This window comes from Ferrimonas lipolytica (assembly GCF_012295575.1).
Lineage (GTDB): Bacteria > Pseudomonadota > Gammaproteobacteria > Enterobacterales > Shewanellaceae > Ferrimonas > Ferrimonas lipolytica.
In genome coordinates, this window is sequence record NZ_CP051180.1 from 604,159 (window position 1) to 627,812 (window position 23,654).

The 23,654-nt window shown below is 48.9% G+C and carries 20 protein-coding genes; 17 read left to right on the plus strand and 3 right to left on the minus strand.

Going from position 1 to position 23,654, the window contains the following annotated elements:
* Positions 1-40: 40 nt before the first annotated feature.
* From rbfA to pnp, 4 genes are all read left to right on the plus strand, one after another.
* A complete protein-coding gene (gene rbfA / locus HER31_RS02945; protein ID WP_168659188.1) occupies positions 41-463 on the plus strand; it encodes a 30S ribosome-binding factor RbfA in 423 nt (140 codons plus the stop codon).
* Positions 463-1,407 (plus strand): tRNA pseudouridine(55) synthase TruB, encoded by a 945-nt coding sequence (gene truB / locus HER31_RS02950; RefSeq protein WP_168659189.1) that lies wholly within the window; start codon positions 463-465, stop codon positions 1,405-1,407. The genes rbfA and truB overlap by 1 nt, the downstream gene beginning before the upstream one ends.
* A gap of 116 nt (positions 1,408-1,523) precedes the next feature.
* Positions 1,524-1,793 (plus strand): 30S ribosomal protein S15, encoded by a 270-nt coding sequence (gene rpsO, locus HER31_RS02955; RefSeq protein WP_168659190.1) that lies wholly within the window; start codon positions 1,524-1,526, stop codon positions 1,791-1,793.
* A 223-nt stretch (positions 1,794-2,016) separates the two neighbouring features.
* Positions 2,017-4,119: a polyribonucleotide nucleotidyltransferase gene (gene pnp / locus HER31_RS02960; RefSeq protein ID WP_168659191.1), complete on the plus strand. Its 2,103-nt coding sequence runs from the start codon at positions 2,017-2,019 to the stop codon at positions 4,117-4,119.
* Positions 4,120-4,213: 94 nt separating this feature from the next.
* Here the strand turns inward: pnp and HER31_RS02965 are convergent, their stop codons facing one another.
* Positions 4,214-4,546 carry a hypothetical protein gene (locus HER31_RS02965; protein ID WP_168659192.1) on the minus strand — a complete coding sequence of 111 codons (333 nt, stop codon included), beginning with the start codon at positions 4,544-4,546 and terminating at the stop codon, positions 4,214-4,216.
* A 194-nt stretch (positions 4,547-4,740) separates the two neighbouring features.
* Between HER31_RS02965 and nlpI the strand changes: the two genes are divergently transcribed.
* From nlpI to deoD, 12 genes are all read left to right on the plus strand, one after another.
* Positions 4,741-5,667, plus strand: a complete 927-nt coding sequence (nlpI, locus tag HER31_RS02970) for a lipoprotein NlpI (RefSeq protein ID WP_168659193.1) — start codon at positions 4,741-4,743, stop codon at positions 5,665-5,667.
* Positions 5,664-7,349, plus strand: coding sequence for a glycoside hydrolase family 3 protein (locus HER31_RS02975; protein WP_168659194.1), 1,686 nt, complete (start codon positions 5,664-5,666; stop codon positions 7,347-7,349). The genes nlpI and HER31_RS02975 overlap by 4 nt, the downstream gene beginning before the upstream one ends.
* A gap of 5 nt (positions 7,350-7,354) precedes the next feature.
* Complete coding sequence (gene nagA / locus HER31_RS02980) at positions 7,355-8,509, plus strand: N-acetylglucosamine-6-phosphate deacetylase (RefSeq protein ID WP_168659195.1); 1,155 nt, start codon at positions 7,355-7,357, stop codon at positions 8,507-8,509.
* Positions 8,510-8,791: 282 nt separating this feature from the next.
* Positions 8,792-10,381: a peptide chain release factor 3 gene (gene prfC / locus HER31_RS02985; protein ID WP_168659196.1), complete on the plus strand. Its 1,590-nt coding sequence runs from the start codon at positions 8,792-8,794 to the stop codon at positions 10,379-10,381.
* Between the two features lie 76 nt (positions 10,382-10,457).
* Complete coding sequence (locus HER31_RS02990) at positions 10,458-10,607, plus strand: DUF5363 family protein (protein WP_168659197.1); 150 nt, start codon at positions 10,458-10,460, stop codon at positions 10,605-10,607.
* The gene (locus tag HER31_RS02995; RefSeq protein ID WP_168659198.1) at positions 10,600-11,361 is read left to right on the plus strand and encodes a TatD family hydrolase; all 762 of its coding nucleotides are present in this window, start codon (positions 10,600-10,602) and stop codon (positions 11,359-11,361) included. The genes HER31_RS02990 and HER31_RS02995 overlap by 8 nt, the downstream gene beginning before the upstream one ends.
* Positions 11,362-11,614: 253 nt before the next feature.
* Positions 11,615-12,856, plus strand: coding sequence for a NupC/NupG family nucleoside CNT transporter (locus HER31_RS03000; RefSeq protein ID WP_168659199.1), 1,242 nt, complete (start codon positions 11,615-11,617; stop codon positions 12,854-12,856).
* A 926-nt stretch (positions 12,857-13,782) separates the two neighbouring features.
* Positions 13,783-14,601, plus strand: a complete 819-nt coding sequence (locus tag HER31_RS03005; RefSeq protein WP_168663118.1) for a nucleoside-specific channel-forming Tsx family protein — start codon at positions 13,783-13,785, stop codon at positions 14,599-14,601.
* A gap of 343 nt (positions 14,602-14,944) precedes the next feature.
* The gene (gene deoC, locus HER31_RS03010; RefSeq protein ID WP_168659200.1) at positions 14,945-15,715 is read left to right on the plus strand and encodes a deoxyribose-phosphate aldolase; all 771 of its coding nucleotides are present in this window, start codon (positions 14,945-14,947) and stop codon (positions 15,713-15,715) included.
* Positions 15,716-15,786: 71 nt separating this feature from the next.
* On the plus strand, positions 15,787-17,112 hold the full coding sequence (gene deoA / locus HER31_RS03015; RefSeq protein WP_168659201.1) for a thymidine phosphorylase: 1,326 nt from the start codon (positions 15,787-15,789) through the stop codon (positions 17,110-17,112).
* A 14-nt stretch (positions 17,113-17,126) separates the two neighbouring features.
* The gene (locus tag HER31_RS03020) at positions 17,127-18,341 is read left to right on the plus strand and encodes a phosphopentomutase (protein WP_168659202.1); all 1,215 of its coding nucleotides are present in this window, start codon (positions 17,127-17,129) and stop codon (positions 18,339-18,341) included.
* Between the two features lie 24 nt (positions 18,342-18,365).
* Positions 18,366-19,070, plus strand: a complete 705-nt coding sequence (gene deoD / locus HER31_RS03025) for a purine-nucleoside phosphorylase (RefSeq protein WP_168659203.1) — start codon at positions 18,366-18,368, stop codon at positions 19,068-19,070.
* A 52-nt stretch (positions 19,071-19,122) separates the two neighbouring features.
* Here the strand turns inward: deoD and HER31_RS03030 are convergent, their stop codons facing one another.
* The gene (locus HER31_RS03030; RefSeq protein ID WP_168659204.1) at positions 19,123-19,743 is read right to left on the minus strand and encodes an AhpA/YtjB family protein; all 621 of its coding nucleotides are present in this window, start codon (positions 19,741-19,743) and stop codon (positions 19,123-19,125) included.
* A 569-nt stretch (positions 19,744-20,312) separates the two neighbouring features.
* Here HER31_RS03030 and serB point away from each other — a divergent pair.
* Positions 20,313-21,182 (plus strand): phosphoserine phosphatase SerB, encoded by an 870-nt coding sequence (gene serB, locus HER31_RS03035; RefSeq protein ID WP_168659205.1) that lies wholly within the window; start codon positions 20,313-20,315, stop codon positions 21,180-21,182.
* Here serB and HER31_RS03040 read toward each other — a convergent pair.
* Positions 21,179-23,533, minus strand: coding sequence for a PilZ domain-containing protein (locus HER31_RS03040; RefSeq protein ID WP_168659206.1), 2,355 nt, complete (start codon positions 23,531-23,533; stop codon positions 21,179-21,181). The genes serB and HER31_RS03040 overlap by 4 nt on opposite strands.
* Positions 23,534-23,654 lie beyond the last annotated feature (121 nt).

Here is a 23,654-nt window from a genome sequence, read left to right on the forward strand (position 1 = left end):
AAGGAAGAGGGGCTACGGCCCCTTTTTTTGGTGAAAAAAAATGGCAAAAGAATTCAGTCGTAGCCGCCGCATCGGCCAACAACTGCAACGCGAATTGGCGATGGCCATGCAGCGTGACATTCGCGATGCTCGCTTGGGCATGGTGACCGTAAACGAAGTAGAAGTATCCCGTGATATGGGGTACGCCAAGATCTTCGTAACCTTTTTAAACGACGACGATGCAGAAGTTAAAAAACAGCTTGATGCATTGATTGAACTGGCACCAATGATCCGTACTATGATCGCCGGTCGCGTTAAACTGCGCGTTATGCCAGAACTGCGTTTCCAGTACGACCGCTCTTTGGTTGACGGCATCAACATGGCCACCTTAGTGGGCAAGGTTCGTGCAGAAGACAACGCTAAGATCGAAAAGTTTGGCCGTGACGAAGAAGCAGAAGACCAAAACGGCGAGGCGCAAGACTAATGGGCCGCCGTCGTAATCGTGGTCGTCTGATTGACGGTGTCGTGCTGCTGGATAAGCCGTTGGGGATCTCCTCCAATGACGCCCTGCAGAAAGTAAAACGCATCTATAACGCCAACAAGGCGGGTCACACTGGTGCGCTTGATCCTTTAGCGACTGGCATGCTGCCAATCTGCTTAGGCGAAGCCACTAAGTTTTCTCAATACCTGTTGGACTCAGATAAGCGTTACACCGTTATTGCTAAGCTTGGCCAGCGCACGACCACCTCAGATGCCGATGGTGAAATCGTTTCTGAGCGTCCGGTTAATGTAACCCAAGCGCAGATTGATGAGGCGTTGGATGGTTTCCGCGGTGAAACCATGCAAGTACCATCAATGTATTCGGCGTTAAAATACCAAGGTCAGCCTCTCTATAAGTACGCCCGTGAAGGGGTAGAAGTACCTCGCGTTGCCCGCCCAATCAATGTATTTGAGTTAAACCAACTGCGTTTTGAAGGTGACGAGTTAGAGCTGGATATTCACGTATCTAAAGGCACCTATATCCGTACCATCTGTGATGATCTGGGGGAAGTGTTAGGTTGTGGTGCACACGTAAGTTACTTACGTCGTACCCAAGTTGCTAACTACCCGTACGAGCGGATGGTTACCTTGCCACAGTTGGAAGAGTTACTTCGCCAGGCTGAGCTCCAAGAGATTGAGCCAAAAGAGTTACTCGACCCGCTGTTGTTACCAATGGATACCGCGGTGAGCGATCTGCCCGAGGTGAACATGTCCGAGGTTGTAGCGAGTTACATCTTGCACGGCCAAGCGGTACAGGTGTCTGGTGCACCATTGGACGGCATTGTTCGATTAACCATGGGCGATGAAGCAACCTTTATCGGCCTAGGTCAAATCGATGACGCTGGCCTCGTTGCACCAAAACGCCTGATTAACCGTCAGGAAGGTTGAGTCCCACCGCTAAAGTGGGTACAATCCGCCGCCTTGAGCTGAGTTAGTGATCGGCTCAAGGCGATTTAATACCAAGTGTACTTGGTATATACATATTTATATTTTGGAGAAAGACTATGTCACTAAGCGCAGAAGCTAAGGCAAAAATCGTTGCTGAATTCGGTCAAGGCGAGAACGACACTGGTAGCCCAGAAGTTCAAGTTGCTTTGCACACCGCTCAGATCAACCACCTGCAAGGCCACTTCAAGCAGCACATCCACGATCACCACAGCCGTCGCGGTCTGCTGCGCATGGTTGCTCAACGTCGTAAGCTGCTGGACTACTTGAAGCGTAAAGACGTTGCTCGTTACCAAGAAGTTATCGCCAAGCTGGGCCTGCGTCGCTAAGTCGTGCCAAGTTTGCAAAAAGGGAGCCTTACGGCTCCCTTTTTTCGTTTTTGGACGGCTGGATTTACCAAATTTAGAGCATCGAATAAGCCACTTTTCGTTTGCGAGCAAATAACCCTTGAAAAAGGGGTTTACTGGTCACGCGGATAACTATCTTTGTAGGATGTATGCAGTATACTAACCCACGAAATTTAAGGTAAAAATCAAGTTAAGGAAACGACACGTGAATCCTGTCATTAAGAGCTTTCCATACGGCAAGCACACCGTAACCCTAGAAACGGGTGTTATTGCTCGTCAAGCCGACGCTGCCGTTCTGGCAAGCATGGGCGACACCACTGTTTTGGTATCTGTTGTTGGTAAGAAAAAAGTACAACCAGGCCAAGACTTCTTCCCACTAACTGTTAACTACCAAGAGAAAACTTACGCTGCAGGTAAGATTCCAGGTGGTTTCTTTAAGCGTGAAGGTCGTCCAAGCGAAGGCGAAACTCTGACTGCCCGTCTGATTGACCGTCCTATCCGTCCACTGTTCCCGAAAGGCTTCATGAACGAAGTGCAGGTAGTTGCTACTGTCGTTTCTGTTGAACCTGCGGTATCTCCAGACGTTGTTGCCATGATTGGTACTTCTGCGGCTCTGGCTATCTCTGGTGTTCCATTCAACGGCCCAATCGGTTGTGCTCGCGTTGGTTATAAAGACGGCGAATACATGCTGAACCCTTCTCGCGAAGAGCTGGCTGAGTCAAAACTGGATCTGGTTGTTGCCGGTACCGAAGGCGCCGTTCTGATGGTTGAATCAGAAGCTGAAGTATTGTCTGAAGAAGAGATGCTGGGTGCGGTTGTATATGGTCACCAAGCACAGCAGGCGGTAATCAACGCCATCAACGAACTAAAAGCTGAAGCGGGCAAGCCTGTATGGGATTGGACTGCACCAGTTAAAAACGAAGAATTGGCTGCTAAGGTTGCTGAGCACGCTGAGCAAGGCTTAGGCGACGCTTACACCACTAGCGACAAGGTTGCTCGTGTTGAGAAGATCAACGCGGTTAAGAGTGCCACTAAAGAAGCTATTTTGGCTGCTGACCCAGACCAAGACGAGCAAGAGATTGCTGGTTTGTTAGCAAGCCTTGAGAAGAAAGTAGTTCGTACTCGCATTATTGCTGGCGAGCCACGTATTGATGGTCGTGATACCAAGATGGTACGTGCGCTGTCTGTATTGCCTGGCGTATTGCCACGTACTCACGGTTCTGCCTTGTTCACCCGTGGTGAAACTCAGGCGCTGGTTGCAGCGACTTTGGGTACAGAGCGTGATGGTCAGATCATTGATGAGCTGGTTGGCGAGCGTACTGATCGCTTTATGCTGCACTACAACTTCCCTCCATACTGTGTAGGCGAAACCGGTTTCATCGGTTCACCTAAGCGTCGTGAAATCGGCCACGGTAAATTGGCGAAGCGCGGTGTTCAGGCAGTAATGCCTACTGCTGAAGAATTCCCGTACACCGTTCGTGTGGTTTCTGAAATCACCGAATCTAACGGTTCTTCTTCTATGGCCTCAGTTTGTGGTACCTCTTTGGCTCTGATGGACGCTGGTGTTCCAATCAAGGCTTCTGTAGCGGGTATCGCGATGGGTCTGGTTAAGGAAGGCGATGACTTTGTGGTTCTGTCTGACATCTTGGGTGACGAAGATCACCTAGGTGACATGGACTTTAAAGTAGCTGGTACCTCTAAAGGTGTTACTGCACTGCAGATGGACATCAAGATTGAAGGTATCACTCAGGAGATCATGCAGATCGCCCTGAAACAGGCTAACGAAGCTCGTAACCACATCCTGAGCGTTATGGATCAAGCGATGCCTTCGCATCGTTCTGAGCTATCTGATCACGCTCCTCGTATCACTACTTTGAAGATTAACCCTGATAAGATCCGTGACGTAATCGGTAAAGGTGGCGCGACCATCCGTGCTCTGACCGAAGAGACTGGCACCACTATCGAAATCGAAGATGACGGTACCGTAAAAGTGGCCTCTACCGATGGCGAAGCTGCCAAACTGGCTATATCTAAGATTGAAGCGATCACCGCTGATGTTGAAGAAGGACGCATTTACAAGGGTAAGGTTGTTCGTATCGTTGATTTCGGTGCGTTCGTTAACATCCTGCCTGGTAAAGATGGTTTGGTACACATCTCTCAGATCACTGAAGAGCGCGTAAACAACGTTGCCGATCACCTGAGCATGGGCCAAGAGATCGACGTTAAGGTAGTGGAAGTTGACCGCCAAGGTCGTATCCGCCTATCTATGAAAGACGTTGCTCCTAAAGCGGCACCAGCTGCTGAGTAAGCATTAATTACTAGCCCTGAAGTCAGGGCTTTTAATAACCAAACGGCCGCTCATTGAGCGGCCGTTTTTTTATGGGACATCGTAAAATTAAAACTTAACTGGATAATGATGACAATGGTAGGAACTCTATCAACGATACTGCGGTCAAAATCACTAACAATATCATCAACAATAAACCAGTAGGATTGAACTTCTTTGATGGTGGAGGGGCAACCTTACCCAATTTCATCCGAGCGTTGTGTGCTTTAAGAAGACCGCCTTCTTGTTGAACCTCTACTATCAAGATATCGCCAACGGAAGGTTGGTGAGGCCGATAGTTAAAGGCGGCGAGATCAACATAAACCTTTTCGTCAGATTGGCCATTGGGTCGCATGTACCCGTAGCCACCTTGCTCATGCCATTCGAAAAGGGTGCCTTGCAACCGCATAGATGCTCCCTGTGTTTGTTAATTGACTGTAATTAGAACCATGCTAATACGAAAAAGTACGAAAAAACAGCATTTTGTAGAATCTGACGATCTGCTACTTTTTGGTGTTAGTATCAATTTATAAATGGCAGTGGTGAGATAAATTTATTACTGCAACAGTGCTGCCCAGATGCGCAGCGAAGCAAGGACAATGAATGAAAATCAAATCTGTGTGGTTATCTCTGATGTTAAGCGGTGCCCTGCTTAGTGGTTGTGCCTCTACATCGGTTGAGCCACAAGGGGCTTCGCCGCAACTGTTGCTGGCGACGCCACGACAGGCGGATCCACAATTGGAAGTTTCGGTTGCTAAGATCACCGAGTTGCTGCACAGCGGTAAGATGGAAGCCGAGGAGCAATCGAAGTTGTTTTATGAGCGTGCTATTCGCTACGACGCTTTAGGCTTGCGCACTCTGGCGCGTTTGGATTTTAACCAAGCGATGCACTTGCAACCGGCGGAAGCCAACGTGTTCAACTTCATGGGGATCTATGCTACCCAAGCGTCGGATTTCGATAAGGCGTATGAGTCGTTTGATGCGGTGTTAGAACTGGATCCTGAATACAATTACGCCTATTTAAATCGAGGCATTGCGTCATACTACGGTGGCCGTACCGATCTTGCTGTTATCGATTTCACCACATTTTACCAGCTCGACAAACAGGACGCCTATCGTGTGGTATGGCTATATTTGGCTGAGCAAGCGCTTGATCCTGTTTCAGCTAAATCTAACCTGCAGCAACGTGTGGCGTTGTTAGACAGCAACGATTGGGCGACCGGTTTAGCTAAGTTCTACCTTGGTGAGATTGATGAGGGTCAACTGCTGCAAAGTGCACGCCGGGGCCTGACTAAGAAGGGCGAAATGGGCGAGCGGATGTGTGAGGCTTATTTCTATCTTGGCAAGCAAGCCCGTATTGATGGTGAGCCAAGCCGCGCCATTAATCTCTACAAGCTGGCCTTGGCGACTAACGTCTATGAGTTTGTTGAACACCGCTATGCACTGTTAGAGATGCGTCAAATCGCCGAAGATGCGATTGAGGAAGCGCGTAAAGCGCAGGAGTCTATGCCACAAGAACCACAGGCGTGACTTTAATCCGACAACAACTGGCGCAGCGATTAATGATCGATCTGCGCCATTTTAGTTTTGACGGTGTGCTAAAACCGGTAACTCAACTCGATGACAACCTTAAGCAGTTGATCAGCTCTCGAGGCATCGGCGGAGTTATTTTATTTGGTGAAAATTGCCAGTCAGCGCAACAAGTTAGATGGCTAACTGATGAGCTGCAAGACGCTTCAAGAGCGGGAGCGCTCGGCTTGCCACTGCTGTTGTCAATCGATCAGGAAGGCGGCCGGGTAGTTCGCACCGACAGATCCTGGAGTACCAGCTTAGCCGGCAATATGGCGATTGGTGCTACTGCTGCACAACACGGTGACGACTACGCAACGGCTGCCGCTAGCGTCATCGCTAACGAACTTGATGCGCTGGGTATCAATACTGTGCATGCCCCCTGCGTAGATCTGAACAACAACCGCGATAATCCGGTGATCAACGTGCGCGCCTTCGGTGAAACGGCCGATCTTGTTAGTACATTGGGTTTAGCCAGTTGCAGAGCATTTGCCTCGGCGGGGATAGCGGCGACCTTAAAACATTTTCCCGGCCATGGTGATACCGCAACCGACAGTCACACTGGCTTGCCACTGGTCGCACACAGCCGCGAACACATTGAGCGACATGAGCTGCAACCCTATCGAAAGATCATTGCGATAAGCCCACCGCCATTGGTCATGACTGCACACATTCAATATCCGGCGCTAGACAGTAGCACCGTCGCGGGCGAGATTCGTCCCGCGACGATGTCGCGGGCAATTATTACCGGCTTGCTCCGTGATGATATCGGTTACAACGGTGTGGTGATCACTGACGCGTTGGATATGGCAGCGATTGCCAAGCTAATGCCACCGTCGCAGGCAGTGATTGAAGTATTTAACGCCGGGGTCGATATTGCGCTGATGCCGCTGAAAATTCGTGATGTCAGCGATTTTGCCAAATTAGATGCATTGCTTGATAGGCTCGAACAGGCCTTGCAACAGAATGAACTGTCGTTAGCTGAGCACCAGCAGTCATTTAAACGGATTAGATCACTTAAATCGACATTGAAAATAGAACATTCAGACTTACAGACGCTCGCTTGTGCAGAACACCGAGCATTGGAATTGTCACTGGCACAAGCGGCTGTTACCACAGTCAGCGGCAGCCGCCCTGAGATTCTAGATAATTCAAAACGGCTACTGTTGTTGCTGCCGGGTAAGCCATTATTACAGGGGCTTAACCAAGCACTTGCGCAGTTAGGCGGTAATGAAATCGAAGCGGTCGATATAAGTGAAGAGGTAGTCGATTGGCCTGAGCGCTTGGCTCGTTGTGATGTGGTTATATCTGGTTTTGTGTCGCCGCGACAAAGTGCCGCTGAGCTTGGTGGTGTGGATGACTTAAGGTTGCTGGATGAACAAGCGGTCATCAATGCCTATCAACCAAATCGACTGGTGGTACCGTTGCAGCTGGCGCAGCAGATGGCGAAGCCGGTAGTCTATCTGTCGCTGCGAGCCCCATACGACATCGCCCTATTTGGCCAATACGCGGATTGGACTTTGGCCAGCTATGCCTACCATGTCGATAGCAGTGAAGATCCCGGTGCTAGCTTGACTGCTTTAGCCCAGGCGATTTTGGGGCAATTTTCTCCCACGGGCAAGTTACCCGTTACCGTAGAGTAATACTCATGTTTGGTTCATTGCATTTAGGGGTGGATCGTCTGTTCGATGGCAAGACGATGCATCATAACGTGGTCGTTCATATCGATAACGGCTTGGTTACGGCAATCAATACTAACCAAGTTAACGACGGCAGCCAGCCATGGCTTACTGGGGTGCTTGCCCCAGGTTTTGTTGATATTCAGGTTAATGGCGGCGGCGATGTATTGGTGAATGACCAGCCGACAACATATGGCATCGCTGCCGTTGTTAGCGCCCATCAACAATATGGAACAACGGCGTTACTGCCAACGGTGATAACCGATTCGTTTACAACCATGCTCGCTGCAGCTGATGCAGTCGCAGAGTTGATAACAGCGCCGGATAGCGGCGTTATCGGTATCCACTTTGAAGGGCCGCACATTAGTGAGGCCAAGAAGGGAGCGCACAACCAAGACTATATCCGCGCAATTAGCTCGGAAGAATGGGCACTATTTGGTCGTGATGATTTGGGAGTAAAGCTGCTGACGATTGCACCAGAACAGCTAAGCTTAGCTGACATCGCGCAACTTAAGAGCCTTGGGGTAATCCTCTACCTAGGTCATTCCAATGCCAGCTATCAACAAGCGTCAGCGGCGTTTAAAGCTGGCGCGTCGGGTTCTACTCATCTGTTTAATGCCATGTCTGCACTGCAAGGGCGGGAGCCCGGCCTAGTTGGTGCAACCTTACTAGATGAGCACGCCTTTGCAGGGATCATTGTCGATGGTCACCATGTTGATTACGCAACGGTAAAGCTGGCGTTTAATAACCTTGGCGCGCATCGGCTGGCTCTGGTGACCGATGCGATGCCAACGGTTGGCGGTAGTATCAGCGGGTTTAACTTGGTTGGTAACTGGGTAGAGCAGCAAGGTAGCAAGCTTATCGGCAGCAACGGTGAGTTAGCAGGATCGGTGCTAACTATGGCGCAGGCGGTAAGAAATTGCGTTGTAAACATTGGGCTTAGTGTTGAAGACGCGTTAACAATGGCAACCTCAACGCCAGCGGCAGCAGTTGGGTTAGCGGGGGGGGTAGGGCAGCTAGTGGAGGGGGGGCGAGCGGATATGGTTTATCTCGATAATAATGTCGAGCTGCAGCAGGTCTGGCGTAGCGGTATAGCTGTAATGGATAACGACAGCCCTCATTAAAGCTTGAGCGCGACCATAGCAGCCTTATTGCCTTTGACTCGATGGTATACGAACACTCGTCATAACAAAGCGTTACGTTTTCTTACTTTTTAGGTGAGCATTGCACGGGTTGAAGCAGTTAGCGCCGGTTCTACGGCATTAATTTTCACTCTCGATGGAGGATTGATTGTTTCTTTATACGAGATCGGCCAAAATATCCGGAACTACACCCTTTGTTTTACTCCGTTTCTGACGCTGTAGTGGCCACACTGCAACGCACTGCCTTAAGAAGATTTGTTATTAATGTCTAACTCTCCAATCCAGCAACAGGTCGATAAACGTCGTACCTTCGCTATTATCTCGCACCCTGATGCGGGTAAAACCACCATTACAGAGAAGGTTCTGTTATTTGGTCAAGCGTTGCAGAAAGCCGGTACTGTGAAAGGTCGCGGGTCGGGCCAGCACGCTAAATCCGATTGGATGGAGATGGAGAAAGAGCGTGGGATCTCGGTAACCACCTCGGTGATGCAGTTTCCATTTAATAACCGCTTGGTTAACCTACTCGACACCCCAGGGCACGAAGATTTCTCGGAAGATACATACCGTACTTTGACTGCGGTTGATTCTTGCTTGATGGTTATCGATGCAGCCAAAGGTGTGGAAGATCGTACCCGTAAGTTGATGGAAGTAACTCGTCTACGAGATACCCCTATCGTTACCTTCATGAACAAGTTGGACCGCGACATTCGTGATCCAATGGAGTTGCTCGACGAAGTTGAAAACGAGCTCAATATGATGTGTGCCCCGATCTCTTGGCCAATTGGTTGTGGTAAAGAGTTCAAGGGGGTGTACCACATCCACCGGGATGAGACCATTTTGTATCAGACCGGTCAGGGTCACACCATTCAAGAGTTGCGTACGGTAAAAGGGTTGGATAACCCTGAATTAGACGACGCGGTTGGTGAAGAGTTAGCGGCGCAGCTGCGTGACGAACTGGAACTGGTACTTGGCGCTTCGAACGAGTTTGACCTAGAGATGTTCCTGCAGGGTGAATTGACTCCGGTATTCTTCGGTACTGCCTTGGGTAACTTTGGTGTCGATCACATGCTTGATGGCCTAACCGAGTGGGCACCAGCACCACAACCTCGCGCTACCGATGCACGAGAAGTGGTTGCCAATGAAGAAAAGTTCACTGGTTTTGTGTTTAAGATCCAAGCCAACATGGATCCAAAGCACCGTGACCGTATCGCCTTTATGCGGATCTGCTCGGGTAAATACAGCAAGGGTATGAAGATGCGTCATGTCCGCAGTGGCAAAGACGTTAGTATTTCTGATGCAGTAACCTTTATGGCCGGTGATCGTAGCCACGCTGAAGAGGCGTTCCCTGGTGATATTATTGGTTTGCACAATCACGGCACTATTCAAATTGGTGACACCTTTACCCAAGGTGAGGTGCTGAAGTTTACTGGTATTCCTAACTTTGCCCCAGAGATGTTCCGGCGCATTCGTTTGCGTGATCCGCTGAAGCAAAAGCAGTTACTTAAAGGGCTGGTGCAACTGTCGGAAGAGGGCGCTGTGCAGGTATTCCGTCCGCTGAACACCAACGACCTTATTGTGGGTGCTGTCGGGGTGCTGCAGTTTGATGTGGTGGTCGCTCGCCTGAAGAGTGAATACAAGGTTGAGGCCATCTACGAACCGATCAGTGTTGCAACGGCACGCTGGGTTGAATGCGAAGATGGTAAGAAGCTGGACGAATTCCAGCGTAAGGTATCTACTAACTTAGCATTGGATGGTGGTGACAACCTCACCTACATTGCCCCAACCATGGTAAACCTCAATCTGGCTATCGAGCGTTACCCAGATGTGACCTTCCGTAAGACCCGCGAGCACTAATCTCGGGCTAAGGGGGCATTTTCGATAAACGGGTAGCTGCGGCTGCCCGTTTTTGTATCTATCACAGGAGTATGTAATGAAGTGGCTGAAACAATGGTGGCAACGGTATTGTCGTTGGGTTGATGACAACGGCCTCAATGGCGGCCAATGTCGCAGTTGTGTGCCGTTGGATGAACGAGCCCAGATTGCTTTAGATAAAAAGTCTCAGGACAAACTGGGTGATTGATAGCCATTGCCACCTCGATCTTTCGCCTTTATGTGATGATGTTGATAGCGTACTGGCACAGGCTGCAGCGGTTGGCGTAACGCAGCTGTTAGTCCCTGCGGTGAGCCGCCTGCATTGGGCCGGTTTGCAACAGTTGTCGGCTCGCTCACAGGTTCGTGTGGCCATTGGTTTGCACCCCTGTTTTAGCCATCAAGCGGATGCTGATATTGCGGCAATGACGCAACGACTTGAGTCAGTACACCCCTTTATTGCGATTGGTGAGTGCGGATTAGATAAAGTCGAAGGGAAACTACCGCTTGAGCAGCAATTATGGTTATGCCAACAACAGCTGTTGTTGGCGGTGAAGCACCACCTGCCGGTGATCTTGCACGTTCGAAATGCGCATAACGAATTATTACAGCTACTGCGAGCTATCCCTTTGCCCGCTGGTGGCGTAGTGCATGGTTTTAGTGGCAGCTTTGAGCTGGCCATGCAATATGTCCGTCATAACTTGTTAATTGGTGTGGGTGGTGTGATCACCTATGAGAGGGCGCAGAAAACCAGAAAGACTGTAAGCTTATTGCCGCTCGATAAAATAATTTTCGAAACCGACAGCCCTGATATGCCGTTGTCAGGCAACCAAGGCAAAGCCAATCATCCTCACCATTTACTCAATATCGTGACGGCCGTCGCCTCGATCCGCCCAGAATCTGAACAACGTTTGATTCACGCTCACCAAAAAAACTGCAATTCTCTATTTCAGCTAAACAGCTAAATCCACTGAAAAACTCACTCAAGTGCTATGTTTAGATTGATTGAATAAGTTTCTATTGGGGGTACTGCTGTGAACCAATGTGAAAAAATTTTCCAAATCTTATGTGAATCTAACTAAAAATCGCATCTAGGTCACATATCAAGCTTGTTATGATGCGAAACTAACGCTCATGAGAAGTATACTCGGAGGCGTTAAAAATCGATGGCAAAGTATCATCGTTAACAACGTCCAGAAAACAGAGGATATAGGGTCAATGAATATTGTTATGAGTTTAGTGGGCATTATTGTCCTAATCGGCATCGCATTGCTGATGTCGAAAGACCGTAGTGCCATTAACTGGCGAACCGTTGGTGGTGCATTTGTCATTCAAGCGGCGCTTGGTGGTTTTGTTCTTTATGTTCCATTCGGCCAAGAAATCTTGGGTGGTATCTCTGAAAAGGTATCCTCAGTGATCGGCTATGCAAACGACGGCATTGGCTTTCTTTTTGGCGATTTAGCTAAATTTAAAGTCGGCTTTATCTTTGCTATCAACGTTTTACCTGTAATTGTATTTTTCTCATCACTGATTGCGGTGTTGTATTACCTTGGTGTAATGCAGTGGGTCATCCGTATTATCGGTGGCGGGTTGCAAAAAGCGTTGGGCATCTCTCGTCCAGAAGCTATGTCTGCAACTGCAAACATTTTTGTTGGTCAAACTGAAGCTCCTCTGGTAGTTCGTCCATTTATTCCAACCATGACTCAGTCTGAGCTGTTCGCCATTATGACTGGTGGTTTGGCATCGGTAGCAGGTTCTGTATTGGCAGGTTACGCTGGCTTGGGCGTGAAACTGGAATACTTGATTGCCGCATCGTTTATGGCAGCACCAGGTGGCCTATTAATGGCTAAGCTGATGCACCCAGAAACTGAAGAAGCTAAACAAAGCATGGCTGACATCGGTGAAGCGGACGATAAGCCTGCTAACGTAATTGACGCAGCAGCAGCAGGTGCTTCGTCTGGTATGCAGTTGGCACTGAACGTTGGTGCAATGCTGTTGGCATTTATTGGCTTGATCGCGATGATCAACGGCATCATCGGCTGGGCTGGTGGGCTGGTGGGTTACGAGGGTCTAACCCTAGAGGTGATCTTCGGTATCGTATTCCGTCCATTAGCATTTGCAATGGGTGTGCCATGGCATGAAGCCGGTGTCGCTGGCTCATTTATTGGTCAGAAGATCGTAGTAAACGAATTTGTAGCCTACGTAAACTTTGCCCCATACCTGACTGGCGAGCTGTTGATTGAAGGCGCTGCAATGAGCGAGCGTACTCAGGCAATCATCTCCTTCGCCTTGTGTGGTTTTGCTAACCTATCTTCCGTAGCTATCTTGCTGGGTGGATTAGGTGCAATGGCTCCTAACCGTCGCCACGACTTAGCTAAGCTGGGTATGCGCGCGGTAGTTGCTGGTTCACTGTCTAACTTGATGAGTGCAACTCTCGCAGGTTTGTTCTTGGCTCTTTAACCTAAGCGGTTACGTCAAAACTCGAAAAACGGTCGCCAAGTGCGGCCGTTTTTGTGTTTATGGGTTAAGCCGTTACTTATTGTTTTGCTCGTGATCATCATACTGTGCCCGACGGGATACTCCCTTATGTAATAGCAGTTCTGCACTTAGGTGTATGCCAACGCCTATAGCGGCAGTGATGCTTAAGTGATGTTGACGCGTTGGCAACTCATAGTCTTGGCGTCCACAAAGGGCGCTTTTTCCTTTGCTTTACGTTTGGTTGAAAATGCTTAGCTGCTGATTGTTCATGTAGCGTAAGACGGGCGGTGATGCTGCTTTATACTAAGACGTATGGATTTGCTCTGTGTTATGTGGCGGTGCTGAAGCGAGTAATCGATCATATAGCGGAGCAGACAAGCAGACTTCCCTGCCGTGCAATATTGCTCGAGGAGCTGGGTGAGAACTGCAGCAGGATAGATCGCGGCTAGAAGCGAGTGCTGGGTCTTGTTAAGCGGGATATGGAATAACTGCGGTTTGCATTGAAGATATAACGTTATTGAATTGTGCCATTGGTTAGTTATTACCGATATAACAATATCGCAGATGCAGAATCAGTGTTTTATATAATGGCTTGTGATTTGTATCTGGCTGGAATGTGGCGTGCCAATAGGGTTAATTAACTTAGATTTGATTCAACTGCGGCAGATTTAGAAGGTTAGAGCTCCCACGAATTCACAGCGGTAATGTTGTTCATCTGTGATGTTAGTGCGTCAATTGGCGCAATAATGCACAGCGGCGATGCAAAAGTGCTACCGAGATCACACTTTGCAACGAATCGTCACATGCGTTGTTGTATTTAATTCTGCTAAACCTAGAATGCGCTTAACGGCCTTTAGGCCATATAAAAAATAAATAGTTCCATTACTATATAATTAAGTAGGTTGATGATGAAAAAAGTACTAGCCGGTGCAGCTTTAGCTGCCCTATCTATGAATGCTTTTGCCGCTGATTACTCTGATGGCGATATCCACAAGAACGATTACTCTTGGTCTCAGTTTAACCTGATGTGGGCTGATAACCAGCTGCCACAAGGTAACCCTGACCACTCTGGCCACGACTACATGGAAATGGAGTTCGGTGGTCGTTCTGGTATCTGGTCTCTGTACGGCTACGTTGACGTTTTCAACCTAACCGATTCTGATTCTCAGGATTTCAGCACTACCGACGGTATGTTCATGAAGTTCAACCCGCGCATGTCTTTGGATGCCCTGACCGGTATCGACATGTCTGTTGGTCCAGTTAAAGAAGTTTATTTCTCTACCTTGTTCAACTGGAGTGGTGACGCGTCTCTGAAGAACTCTTTCTGGGGTGTTGGTGCAGACGTTGATATGCCTTGGCTTGGTACCGTTGGCGTAAACTTGTACGGCCTGTACGACATCAAAGCTAAGGACTGGGACGGTTACCAACTGTCTGCTAACTGGTTCAAGCCTTTCTACTTCTTCGAAAACAAGAGCTTTATCTCTTTCCAGGGTTACTTTGATTACCAGTGGGGCATCGATGAAGTGGCATTTGGTGAAGGCAAAGCTAACCAGCTGAAAACTGACAAGGGTGGCGCAATCTTCCTAGGTCTGTACTGGCACTCTGATCGTTACGCTGTTGGTTACGGTCTGAAAGGCTTTGACGACGTATACGGCCTGCAAGACGGCGGTATTGTTGGCGAGACCACTGGTTGGGCTAACTACTTCTCAGTTACCTACAAGTTCTAAGCTAAGCTAGCTTAAGAATTAAGCCCCGATGCCTTTGGTATCGGGGCTTTGTTGTATTCATACTAAGCTGAAAAAAATGTGACAATAATCTGCTTTTAAGCAGGTTCTTTTGTTATTCTTAGTCGTGCAAACTTTTGCGGGAAAAGGGATTTTTCGCGAATAGCGGATCTCGTTAGAGCCTCCTACTTTCGATCTTCATGGAACCAAGTCCGCGTCGCCTCAATGTGACGTGAGTCTGGTTTGTCTATTTTTTTACTAGACATGCATTATCCACTCAATTCACGCCTTAAGTGGCGAGTGAACTTATCTATACTGCTATTGAAATCAAAATTTGGAGATAACCATGAGCGATCTGACTGTTGCAGCACAACGTGCATTAAACCTAATGGACCTAACCACGCTGAATGACGACGACACCGATCAAAAGGTGATCGATCTTTGTCATAAAGCTAAGTCGCCTGCAGGTAATACCGCTGCAATCTGTATCTACCCTCGTTTTATTCCTATTGCTCGTAAGACCCTTGCTGAAATTGGCGCTGCTGGTGTCCAGATCGCAACCGTTACTAACTTCCCCCACGGTAACGATGACGTTGCGATTGCCGTCGCTGAAACTAAAGCAGCAGTAGCCTATGGCGCTGATGAAGTGGACGTGGTTTTTCCATACCGCGCCCTGATGGCTGGCAACGAAGAGATCGGTTTTGAACTGGTTAAAGCTTGTAAAGAAGCTTGTGGTGATGTTCTGTTGAAGGTGATCATTGAGTCTGGCGTACTGCAAGATGAAGCGTTAATTCGTAAAGCATCTGAGATCTCAATCGATGCTGGTGCCGATTTCATTAAGACTTCTACTGGCAAGGTTGCGGTTAACGCTACCATCGAAGCTGCGCGTATCATGATGGAAGTAATCAAAGCGAAAAACACCCAGGTCGGCTTCAAGCCAGCTGGCGGTGTTCGTGACGCAGAGCAAGCTGCGTTGTTCCTCAATACTGCAGCTGAAATTTTGGGTGACGATTGGGTTTCCCCACGTACTTTCCGTTTCGGTGCCTCTAGCTTATTAGCCAGTCTATTGGCTACTTTGGGTCACGGCGAAAAACCTGCTGGTAACCAAGGTTACTAACACCCTGTTGAATACTGATTAATGCAATGAAGCGACGCCAGTCGCTTCCTATCAGCATGTTGGAGGCACGGATGTTTTTAGCCCAAGATATCATTAAGAAGAAACGCGACAATCAACCATTGAGCGCGGCTGAAATTAAGTTTTTTACTCAGGGTATTGGTGACGGCTCCATTAGCGAAGGGCAAATTGCCGCTTTTGCGATGGCTGTATTTTTCAATGACATGACGATGCCAGAGCGGATTGCGCTCACCGAAGGTACGCGTGATTCTGGTGTGGTGCTGGATTGGAGCCGTTACAACTTCGACGGCCCTATTCTGGATAAACACTCTACCGGTGGTGTAGGTGACTGCGTTTCGTTAATGCTCGGTCCCATGATTGCAGCATGCGGTGCCTACGTGCCAATGATCTCAGGCCGTGGCCTTGGTCATACTGGCGGTACACTGGATAAATTGGAGTCGATTCCTGGTTATAACATCGAACCAGATAACGACACCTTTGCTAAGGTGGTTGGCGATGCAGGGGTGGCAATTATTGGCCAAACCGGCGATTTAGCGCCGTGTGATAAACGCTTCTACGCCACTCGTGATGTTACCGCAACCGTTGATTCATTGTCGTTGATTACTGCATCTATTTTGGGCAAAAAGCTTGCCGCTGGACTAGATGCGCTGGTTATGGATGTTAAGGTCGGTAGCGGTGCCTTTATGCCTACCTACGAGCTCTCAGAAGAACTAGCGCAAAGCATTGTTGATGTTGCTAATGGTGCAGGTGTTGCGACATCTGCTTTACTTACTGATATGAATCAGGTGTTAGCATCCAGTGCTGGCAACTCGGTTGAGATCCGCGAAGCGGTTCAATTCTTAACTGGCGAATACCGTAACCCTCGCTTGCTGGAAGTGACTATGGCGCAAGCAGCGGAATTATTGGTAGTGGGTAAACTGGCGCAAACCGATGACCAAGCTAAGTCGATGCTGACCAAAGCATTAGACAGCGGTGCTGCTGCAGAACGCTTTGGTAAAATGGTTCACGGCCTTGGCGGTCCAGCTGACTTTATGGCGCGTTACCAAGAGTATTTGCCGCAGGCAAATGTGGTGAAACCAGTAACCGCCGATGCCGCTGGAGTTATCCAGGCAATGGACGGTACTGCTATCGGCATGGCTGTGGTTGGTTTAGGCGGTGGCCGTCGCGTTGCTGCTGACGATATCGATCACAGTGTTGGTTTCGATCAGATCGTTGCCATTGGCACCGAGGTTAGCGCCGATACACCGATAGCCTTGCTGCATGCGAAAGATGAGGCAAGTTGGCAAGAAGGGGCCAGCGCGCTTCGTGCTGCCATTACTATTGGTACCGAACAACCCGCTGCTGCAACTCAGGTTTATCGCGTTATTCGCGGCAGCTAAGACGAGGAATAGATATGTCTCGCGCAATTATTTTAATGATGGATTCATTTGGCGTTGGTGCGACTGACGACGCTGATAAGTTTGGTGACGTTGGTGCTGATACCTTTGGCCATATTGCTCAAGAGTGTGCTGAAGGTCGTGCTAACAACGACCGTAATGGCCCGCTAACATTACCAAATTTAACCAAGTTAGGTTTAGCTCAGTTAGGTTACGAGAGCACTGGTGTTGCACCTGCAGGGTTTGATATGTCGGTAGTACCAACAGGTGCCTACGGCTATGCCGCCGAACTCTCCTCAGGTAAAGATACTCCTAGTGGCCACTGGGAGCTTGCCGGTGTGCCAGTGCTGTTTGATTGGGGCTACTTCAGCGATTTAGAAAATAGCTTTCCAAAGGAGTTAACCGATAAGATCTTGGCCCGTGCTGGCCTAGATAGCTTTTTGGGCAACTGCCATGCTTCCGGAACAGCGATTCTAGAGCGTATCGGTGAAGAACATATGCGCACCGGCGCACCAATCTTCTACACCTCTGCAGATAGCGTGTTCCAGATCGCTTGCCACGAAGAAACCTTTGGTCTTGAGAACCTGTACAAGCTGTGCGAAATCGCCCGTGAAGAGCTTGAACCGTATAATATCGGCCGAGTAATTGCGCGACCATTTGTTGGTAGCAGCGCCCAAGATTTCGCCCGTACCGGTAACCGTAAAGATTACGCGGTTGAGCCACCAGCACCAACCTTGCTAGACAAGCTAGCAGAGGCTGGCGGTGAGGTTATCTCTGTTGGTAAAATTGCTGATATCTATGCCCATCGTGGCGTGACACAGAAAATTAAAGCGACCGGTTTGGCCGCTTTATGGGATGCCACTTTAACGGCGGTAGACCAAGCAGAAGACAACAGTTTGGTGTTTACCAACTTTGTTGACTTCGACTCCTCCTATGGCCACCGCCGTGATATTCCCGGCTACGCCAAAGCGTTGGAGTACTTTGATTCTCGTTTGCCTGAGTTCATCGGTAAGCTTCAAGAGGGTGATGTTGTGATCATCACGGCTGATCACGGCTGCGACCCGACTTGGAGTGGTACCGAACATACTCGTGAACACGTTCCAGTGATTGCATTCGGTCCTGGCGTGAAAGCGGGTTCTTTAGGTAAACGCGACAGTTTTGCTGATATAGGCCAGTCATTGGCAAGTCACTTAGGCTTGGCACCGCTGGACTACGGCAAGTCTTTTCTTTAACTCATAATATTGGGGTCAATATTAATGGCTACTCCGCACATTAATGCAGCTGATGGCGCATTCGCTGAAACCGTTCTGTTTCCTGGCGATCCGCTACGCGCTAAATACATCGCAGAAACCTTTCTGGAAGATGTAGTTCAGGTTACCGACGTACGCAACATGTTCGGCTTTACCGGTACTTACAAAGGTAAGAAAGTCTCTGTAATGGGTTCCGGTATGGGTATTCCTTCTTGCTCTATCTACGCCAAAGAGCTGATCACCGAATACGGTGTGAAGAACCTTATCCGCGTAGGTTCTTGTGGTGCTATCTCTACCGACGTGAAAGTACGTGACGTAATCATCGGCATGGGTGCTTGCACCGATTCTGGTGTAAACCGTACCCGCTTTAAAGGTTATGATTTCGCTGCTATCGCTGACTACGGCCTGTTGGCTAACGTTGTTAAGGCCGCTGACGCTGCTAACATCGACGTTAAAGTTGGTAACGTTTACTCTGCTGATCTGTTCTACACTCCAGACCCAGAGATGTTTGACGTTATGGAAAAGATGAACGTATTGGGCGTTGAGATGGAAGCAGCTGGCCTATACGGTGTTGCTGCTGAGTACGGCGCTAACGCACTGTGTGTTGTGACTGTATCGGATCACATCCGTACCGGTGAAGCGACCTCAGCTGACGAGCGTCAAAATACTTTCAACGACATGATCATCATGACTCTAGAGTCTATTCTGTAAATGTCGATTTGATGGGCTTAAGCCCACCAATGAAGTAATGACGGGCGGCCAATTAGGCTGCCCGTTTTTTTATCTGCTTAGCGCGCATTTTAAGCCAACTTATACGTGCTCGCTTGAATGAAAAGGCGCGAGCAAGAATAAAGCCGATCAGGCCGCTGCTCAGCAGCAATAGACCCAACTGCCGCTGTTGTTGTTGATGTAACCGTCGTCCCTTTTTGTTCAGCAGGTTGGTATTTACCCGCAAGCGCAGATAACCATAGGATTGTTGCTGTTGAACCACTGAGATCGTATAGGGTGTAAAGTGCTGTAACGCGTCTTCTAAAACTTGGGTTTCAGGCAATTCATCAATAGGAAATAAACTTTGGGCGGTAGCGACTTTATGTCCTTGGTAGTTGAATACCGTTGCTGACACCACTTCCGGTTTGCTTGATAGGTTGGTTACTACCCACTGCAGTAGCTCGTCGTCATCTGCTTTAAGAGCAGTGGCTGCGCTTACTGAAGCGACATCGAGTAACTGATCAGTCACCCGTTTCCCTTGTTCGTCAAGTAATTGAGTTACTTGGGTACGCTGTTGTTGCCACAGCACCAAGATAGTTGCCATGATCGTCAAGGCAAATAGAACCTGAGCTAAGCGAGGCAAAATAATTGTACGTCGGCGTATCGATAAACTCATAACGTTCCCAAAACCTGTCTGCTGGATATAATACCAACCTCAGTAACTATTTGCTCATTCAGCTGAAATTAAATGGGCTGTGTACCAACTAAGTGTTGTTCTTTCCAATGCTGTTAAAGCACCGGTTAGGCGAGCGCCGATACAAAGGGTTAAGCACTGCCGTCGTTGATGTTTTGCCTTAGGTCGCAGTCCAGCGAAGCGTTTTGGACTGCGACCTAAGGCAAGGGGGATTCCAAAGGGGGCGAAGCTCCCTCCTAATGCATACAAAAATGTGCTGTCGCCACCGCGACATAGCCCTAAAGAGTACTGCAATCGGCAGAGCCGAAGGCTTGATATAAACTTCAACACGTAACTACGACACAGCCATTAAATGGGTTGTGGGTGTAGCAACCGATGGGCGCTTTAGTGGTGCTAAAGCGAGATTGGTTAACGCATCAAAAACCATTTAAATCAACCAAAGGTAAGCGCTCAACATACTAGAAAAAGCTTGGTTTGACGCTAGTGATGAGACTAACTATTCACCTCGGTTGGTATAATATGACGTTATTACACTACAAGGAATTAACTTAATGTCAGCGACGACAGCTCCTCAAGCTCGATGGAATAGAGATCAACCCGCGTTCGCAGTTATTGCTGAAGATAAGGTTGATGATCTGTTGTTGCCGGAGTCATTGCATCTGGTGGCCATGGGTAATATCACGGCGTCGCTCAGCCGCAAAGTATGGCAGGGCGATAGCAGTATGCTGGTTTGCAACTCGAATCAACAACAAGAGTGGTTTCAGTTGCCTGCGCAACTGCCGTCTATCAGGCAACCTGGCTTGTTGCTGATGGACATGGACTCCACAGCGATTGAGATGGAATGCATCGATGAGATTGCTCGTCGAGGTGGTGTTTATGAGCAGGTGTCAGCGGTAACTGAACAGGCGATGCAGGGCCAATTGGATTTTGCTGACGCGTTGCGAGTCCGAGTAGCGCTGTTAGCGGGAATTCCAGCCTCGGTGCTAGCGGAGATTGCTGCTGATCTACCATTGATGCCAGGTTTGAAGGTGTTATGTCGTAGCTTGCAGCAGCATGGCTGGAAGATTGCCATCGCCTCCGGCGGGTTTAACGCCATCGCTGCCGTGTTAGCTCAACAGTTGCAGGCCGACTATTTTGAAGCAAATGAACTCGAACAGCATCAAGGCATACTCACCGGCAAGGTGACTGGCGCAATTGTTGATGCACAGCGTAAAGCGGAGATATTGGCGGAATTAGGGGCTCGATTTGAGATTGAACCAAGCCAATGGGTTGCGATTGGTGATGGTGCTAATGATTTGCCGATGCTAGCAACGGCCAACCTAGGCGTTGGCTTTCGCGCAAAACCTAAAGTGGCGGCACAAGCCGATGTTGCGATTAATTATTTGGGTCTTGATGCGGTTTTAGGCTTGCTAACGGACTAAATCTGATCGCAGTGGGCTGGCAGTAAGCTCTCCAGCCCCACTCGGCACAGTAACTCTTCGCTCACATCCAGCAGCATGGCACAGCCCTTTAATTGCCACAGCATGGTTTCCAGCTCTCGAGCACGGTGCAGGGCGTGGCCACTAATGGCGGACAGGTCTTCTTGCAAGTAATTGAGATCCGGTTTATCGGTGGCACTTAATTCAATCTGCAGTCCAAGTAAACTCTTTTGGGCAATGGCCTTAATCAGGAATCTTCGTAGAGTTAACTTATCGGTTTGGTCAACATTGATGATTTGTGCCGGTTGCTGTCCCTGGGGCAATACCATGGCGAGAGTGATGCGTTGAGGCAACAATGGATTAATTTTATCCACTTGATGGATGGCCTGTTGCAGTGCCGGATAGCTTAGCAGCCATTGCAGGTTAACTGGGCTGGTTGCCTGCGGTGCGATCTTGCTCAGTAGTGGGTGTTTAATATCGCTACAGCCGATGAGATCAGCAAGGTACAGTGCTTCGCGCTTATGGATAAACAGCGGAATGGCGGCCATTCTGGGTAGGGCGATATTCTTGATGCTTTCAACCAGCTGCTTGTTTTGTTTGCTACTGCTGGCCGTAACTAATCTATTGCTATTTTTGCTAAGAAGCTCGGTAAGGAAGCGTTGTCCCGGCAGTGGTTTCCCGATAATCGCTTGGAGCCGCAAAATGGAGTCATCATCAGCACTGCCAATAATCTGGTAAGGCAGCCCTGATAACTTACTTTTACCAGCCAACTCTTGCATCTGCGGTAGCGCTACCTCCACCAGCTTATCGATCTTAAAATTGTGTGGGCTGGTTAGCTTAAGCTTCATTCCTTGAGTAGAGATATCAAGTGACTGTGCTTCGACGACGGAGCCAAACCCTTGACTGACTTTCACCACGGTGGACATGTTGAAGCGTGCTTCAGTGCGCATATCGTCATGCAAAGAAGCGATGGTGCGGATCTCGCTCTTATTTTGACGGATCATACCGAAGCGTCGTAATAGATTGGGATCGATCGCCGCTGGACGCTGCTGATAAGCGCTGACATCGGTATCCAGCGGCTGCAGCGTCACCAGTACCGACGTGTCTTGCAGCTGTTGCAGTACCAGTGGTTCGTATGGACACATCGTCAGCGGATTACGTAAGGCTCGATTCAGATCGGTGTTATTTAACTGATGCTGGCCAATACGGTGGACCCTGAAGCTGGCTTGGTTCGACGCTATCTGCAAAAAATCATCGACCATATTAGCGTGTTGTAAGTCAGCTAACGTCGCACTAAAGAACAGTTTTTGTTGTTGCTGGTGGATATGAAAACTGTACAGCAGCCCATGGGCAAGGTTGTCTGGGTATTGCCGTAATTGTGCAATACGCTCCGGACTCAATGCAGCAGAGAGTTGACTGACATTATTCTCGTCGCACCAGTATTGATGGACCGCTTGATTACGTTGGGTTTTCAGCATCAATAACGGCGTTAGCTTGTTGTCATCAGCGCTGCAAGCAATGATTAAGGTGTTCATCAGTGGCAATAATTGCCGTTCGTAGCCGTGACTACGGGTTGTCGCGATGAGGTGGTTGATCTCCGGAACGGTACGCAGGCTGTTGGCCTGTAAAACTCGTTCGAGTTCCTTATCTTGGTCGGCTTGGCTGTTAACTCGCTTTAGTCGCAAGTATTGATAGCCACGTCGAGATTCAGACTGGAGCAGTTGGTACTGCACACCTTGATCCAACGACGGCACCATAAATTCGCGACCGAATTCGGAGAAGTGCAGATAGACTGGGTGACTCTCAACGAGTCGAAACTCATTACTGGTGCGTACCCTGCAGCCACCAACGGAGAGATCTATGGTCAGCCCTTCGTGCTTATGATTAGGGTTTTGCCACAAGGTCACCTGGGTGCTAAAACTGCGCCGGATTTCGCGGCGCATGACGTAATGGCCTAAGGCCATTAGTTCGCACTCTCCAGCTTCAAGTTCGTTCGCTTCTGTGACATTACTAGGGTCTATGGGTTGTGGCTTGCGGACATCGGCTAGCAGTTCTTCGACCGCCCCAACGGTAAGCCTGCCACCGTACATTTTTACCAACTGGTCCAGTTGCTGACTCAACTGTGGGGTGAGGAAATGGGTAACACCAGCTATCTCAACTTGGCTGCACTGTGCTGACAATCTATCTCGCAGATCAATGCTTTGCGAAGTGGATTGATTAAGGCGACTGAGCTCCATCTTTAATAAGAACTTATCGGAGCGGTGCAGATCTTGGCACAGCAATTCGAACAAACTATCAAAGTCTGTGTGTTGCATTACTGGCTTGAGCTGCTCGATAAGTTCTTGATGTGCCATGTTTCTTCTAATTTATCAGTATATTTTTTAATAAAGTCAGCACCTTGCCCACTGATACTAGAGCCATTGCAATCGCTGACAACAGCTAGGAACAAGGCGTGGGTTGGGTATAATGCCAGTT

Excerpts from the sequence above, each read along its gene's own strand:
- HER31_RS03000 (WP_168659199.1), top strand. The coding sequence starts at position 11,615 with ATGAATATTGTTATGAGTTTAGTGGGCATTATTGTCCTAATCGGCATC.
- truB (WP_168659189.1), top strand. The coding sequence starts at position 463 with ATGGGCCGCCGTCGTAATCGTGGTCGTCTGATTGACGGTGTCGTGCTG.
- deoD (WP_168659203.1), top strand. The coding sequence starts at position 18,366 with ATGGCTACTCCGCACATTAATGCAGCTGATGGCGCATTCGCTGAAACC.
- HER31_RS03005 (WP_168663118.1), top strand. The coding sequence starts at position 13,783 with ATGAAAAAAGTACTAGCCGGTGCAGCTTTAGCTGCCCTATCTATGAAT.
- nlpI (WP_168659193.1), top strand. The coding sequence starts at position 4,741 with ATGAAAATCAAATCTGTGTGGTTATCTCTGATGTTAAGCGGTGCCCTG.
- deoC (WP_168659200.1), top strand. The coding sequence starts at position 14,945 with ATGAGCGATCTGACTGTTGCAGCACAACGTGCATTAAACCTAATGGAC.
- HER31_RS03020 (WP_168659202.1), top strand. The coding sequence starts at position 17,127 with ATGTCTCGCGCAATTATTTTAATGATGGATTCATTTGGCGTTGGTGCG.
- HER31_RS03030 (WP_168659204.1), bottom strand. The coding sequence starts at position 19,743 with ATGAGTTTATCGATACGCCGACGTACAATTATTTTGCCTCGCTTAGCT.
- rbfA (WP_168659188.1), top strand. The coding sequence starts at position 41 with ATGGCAAAAGAATTCAGTCGTAGCCGCCGCATCGGCCAACAACTGCAA.
- nagA (WP_168659195.1), top strand. The coding sequence starts at position 7,355 with ATGTTTGGTTCATTGCATTTAGGGGTGGATCGTCTGTTCGATGGCAAG.
- HER31_RS02990 (WP_168659197.1), top strand. The coding sequence starts at position 10,458 with ATGAAGTGGCTGAAACAATGGTGGCAACGGTATTGTCGTTGGGTTGAT.
- prfC (WP_168659196.1), top strand. The coding sequence starts at position 8,792 with ATGTCTAACTCTCCAATCCAGCAACAGGTCGATAAACGTCGTACCTTC.
- deoA (WP_168659201.1), top strand. The coding sequence starts at position 15,787 with ATGTTTTTAGCCCAAGATATCATTAAGAAGAAACGCGACAATCAACCA.
- rpsO (WP_168659190.1), top strand. The coding sequence starts at position 1,524 with ATGTCACTAAGCGCAGAAGCTAAGGCAAAAATCGTTGCTGAATTCGGT.
- HER31_RS02965 (WP_168659192.1), bottom strand. The coding sequence starts at position 4,546 with ATGCGGTTGCAAGGCACCCTTTTCGAATGGCATGAGCAAGGTGGCTAC.
- HER31_RS03040 (WP_168659206.1), bottom strand. The coding sequence starts at position 23,533 with ATGGCACATCAAGAACTTATCGAGCAGCTCAAGCCAGTAATGCAACAC.
- serB (WP_168659205.1), top strand. The coding sequence starts at position 20,313 with ATGTCAGCGACGACAGCTCCTCAAGCTCGATGGAATAGAGATCAACCC.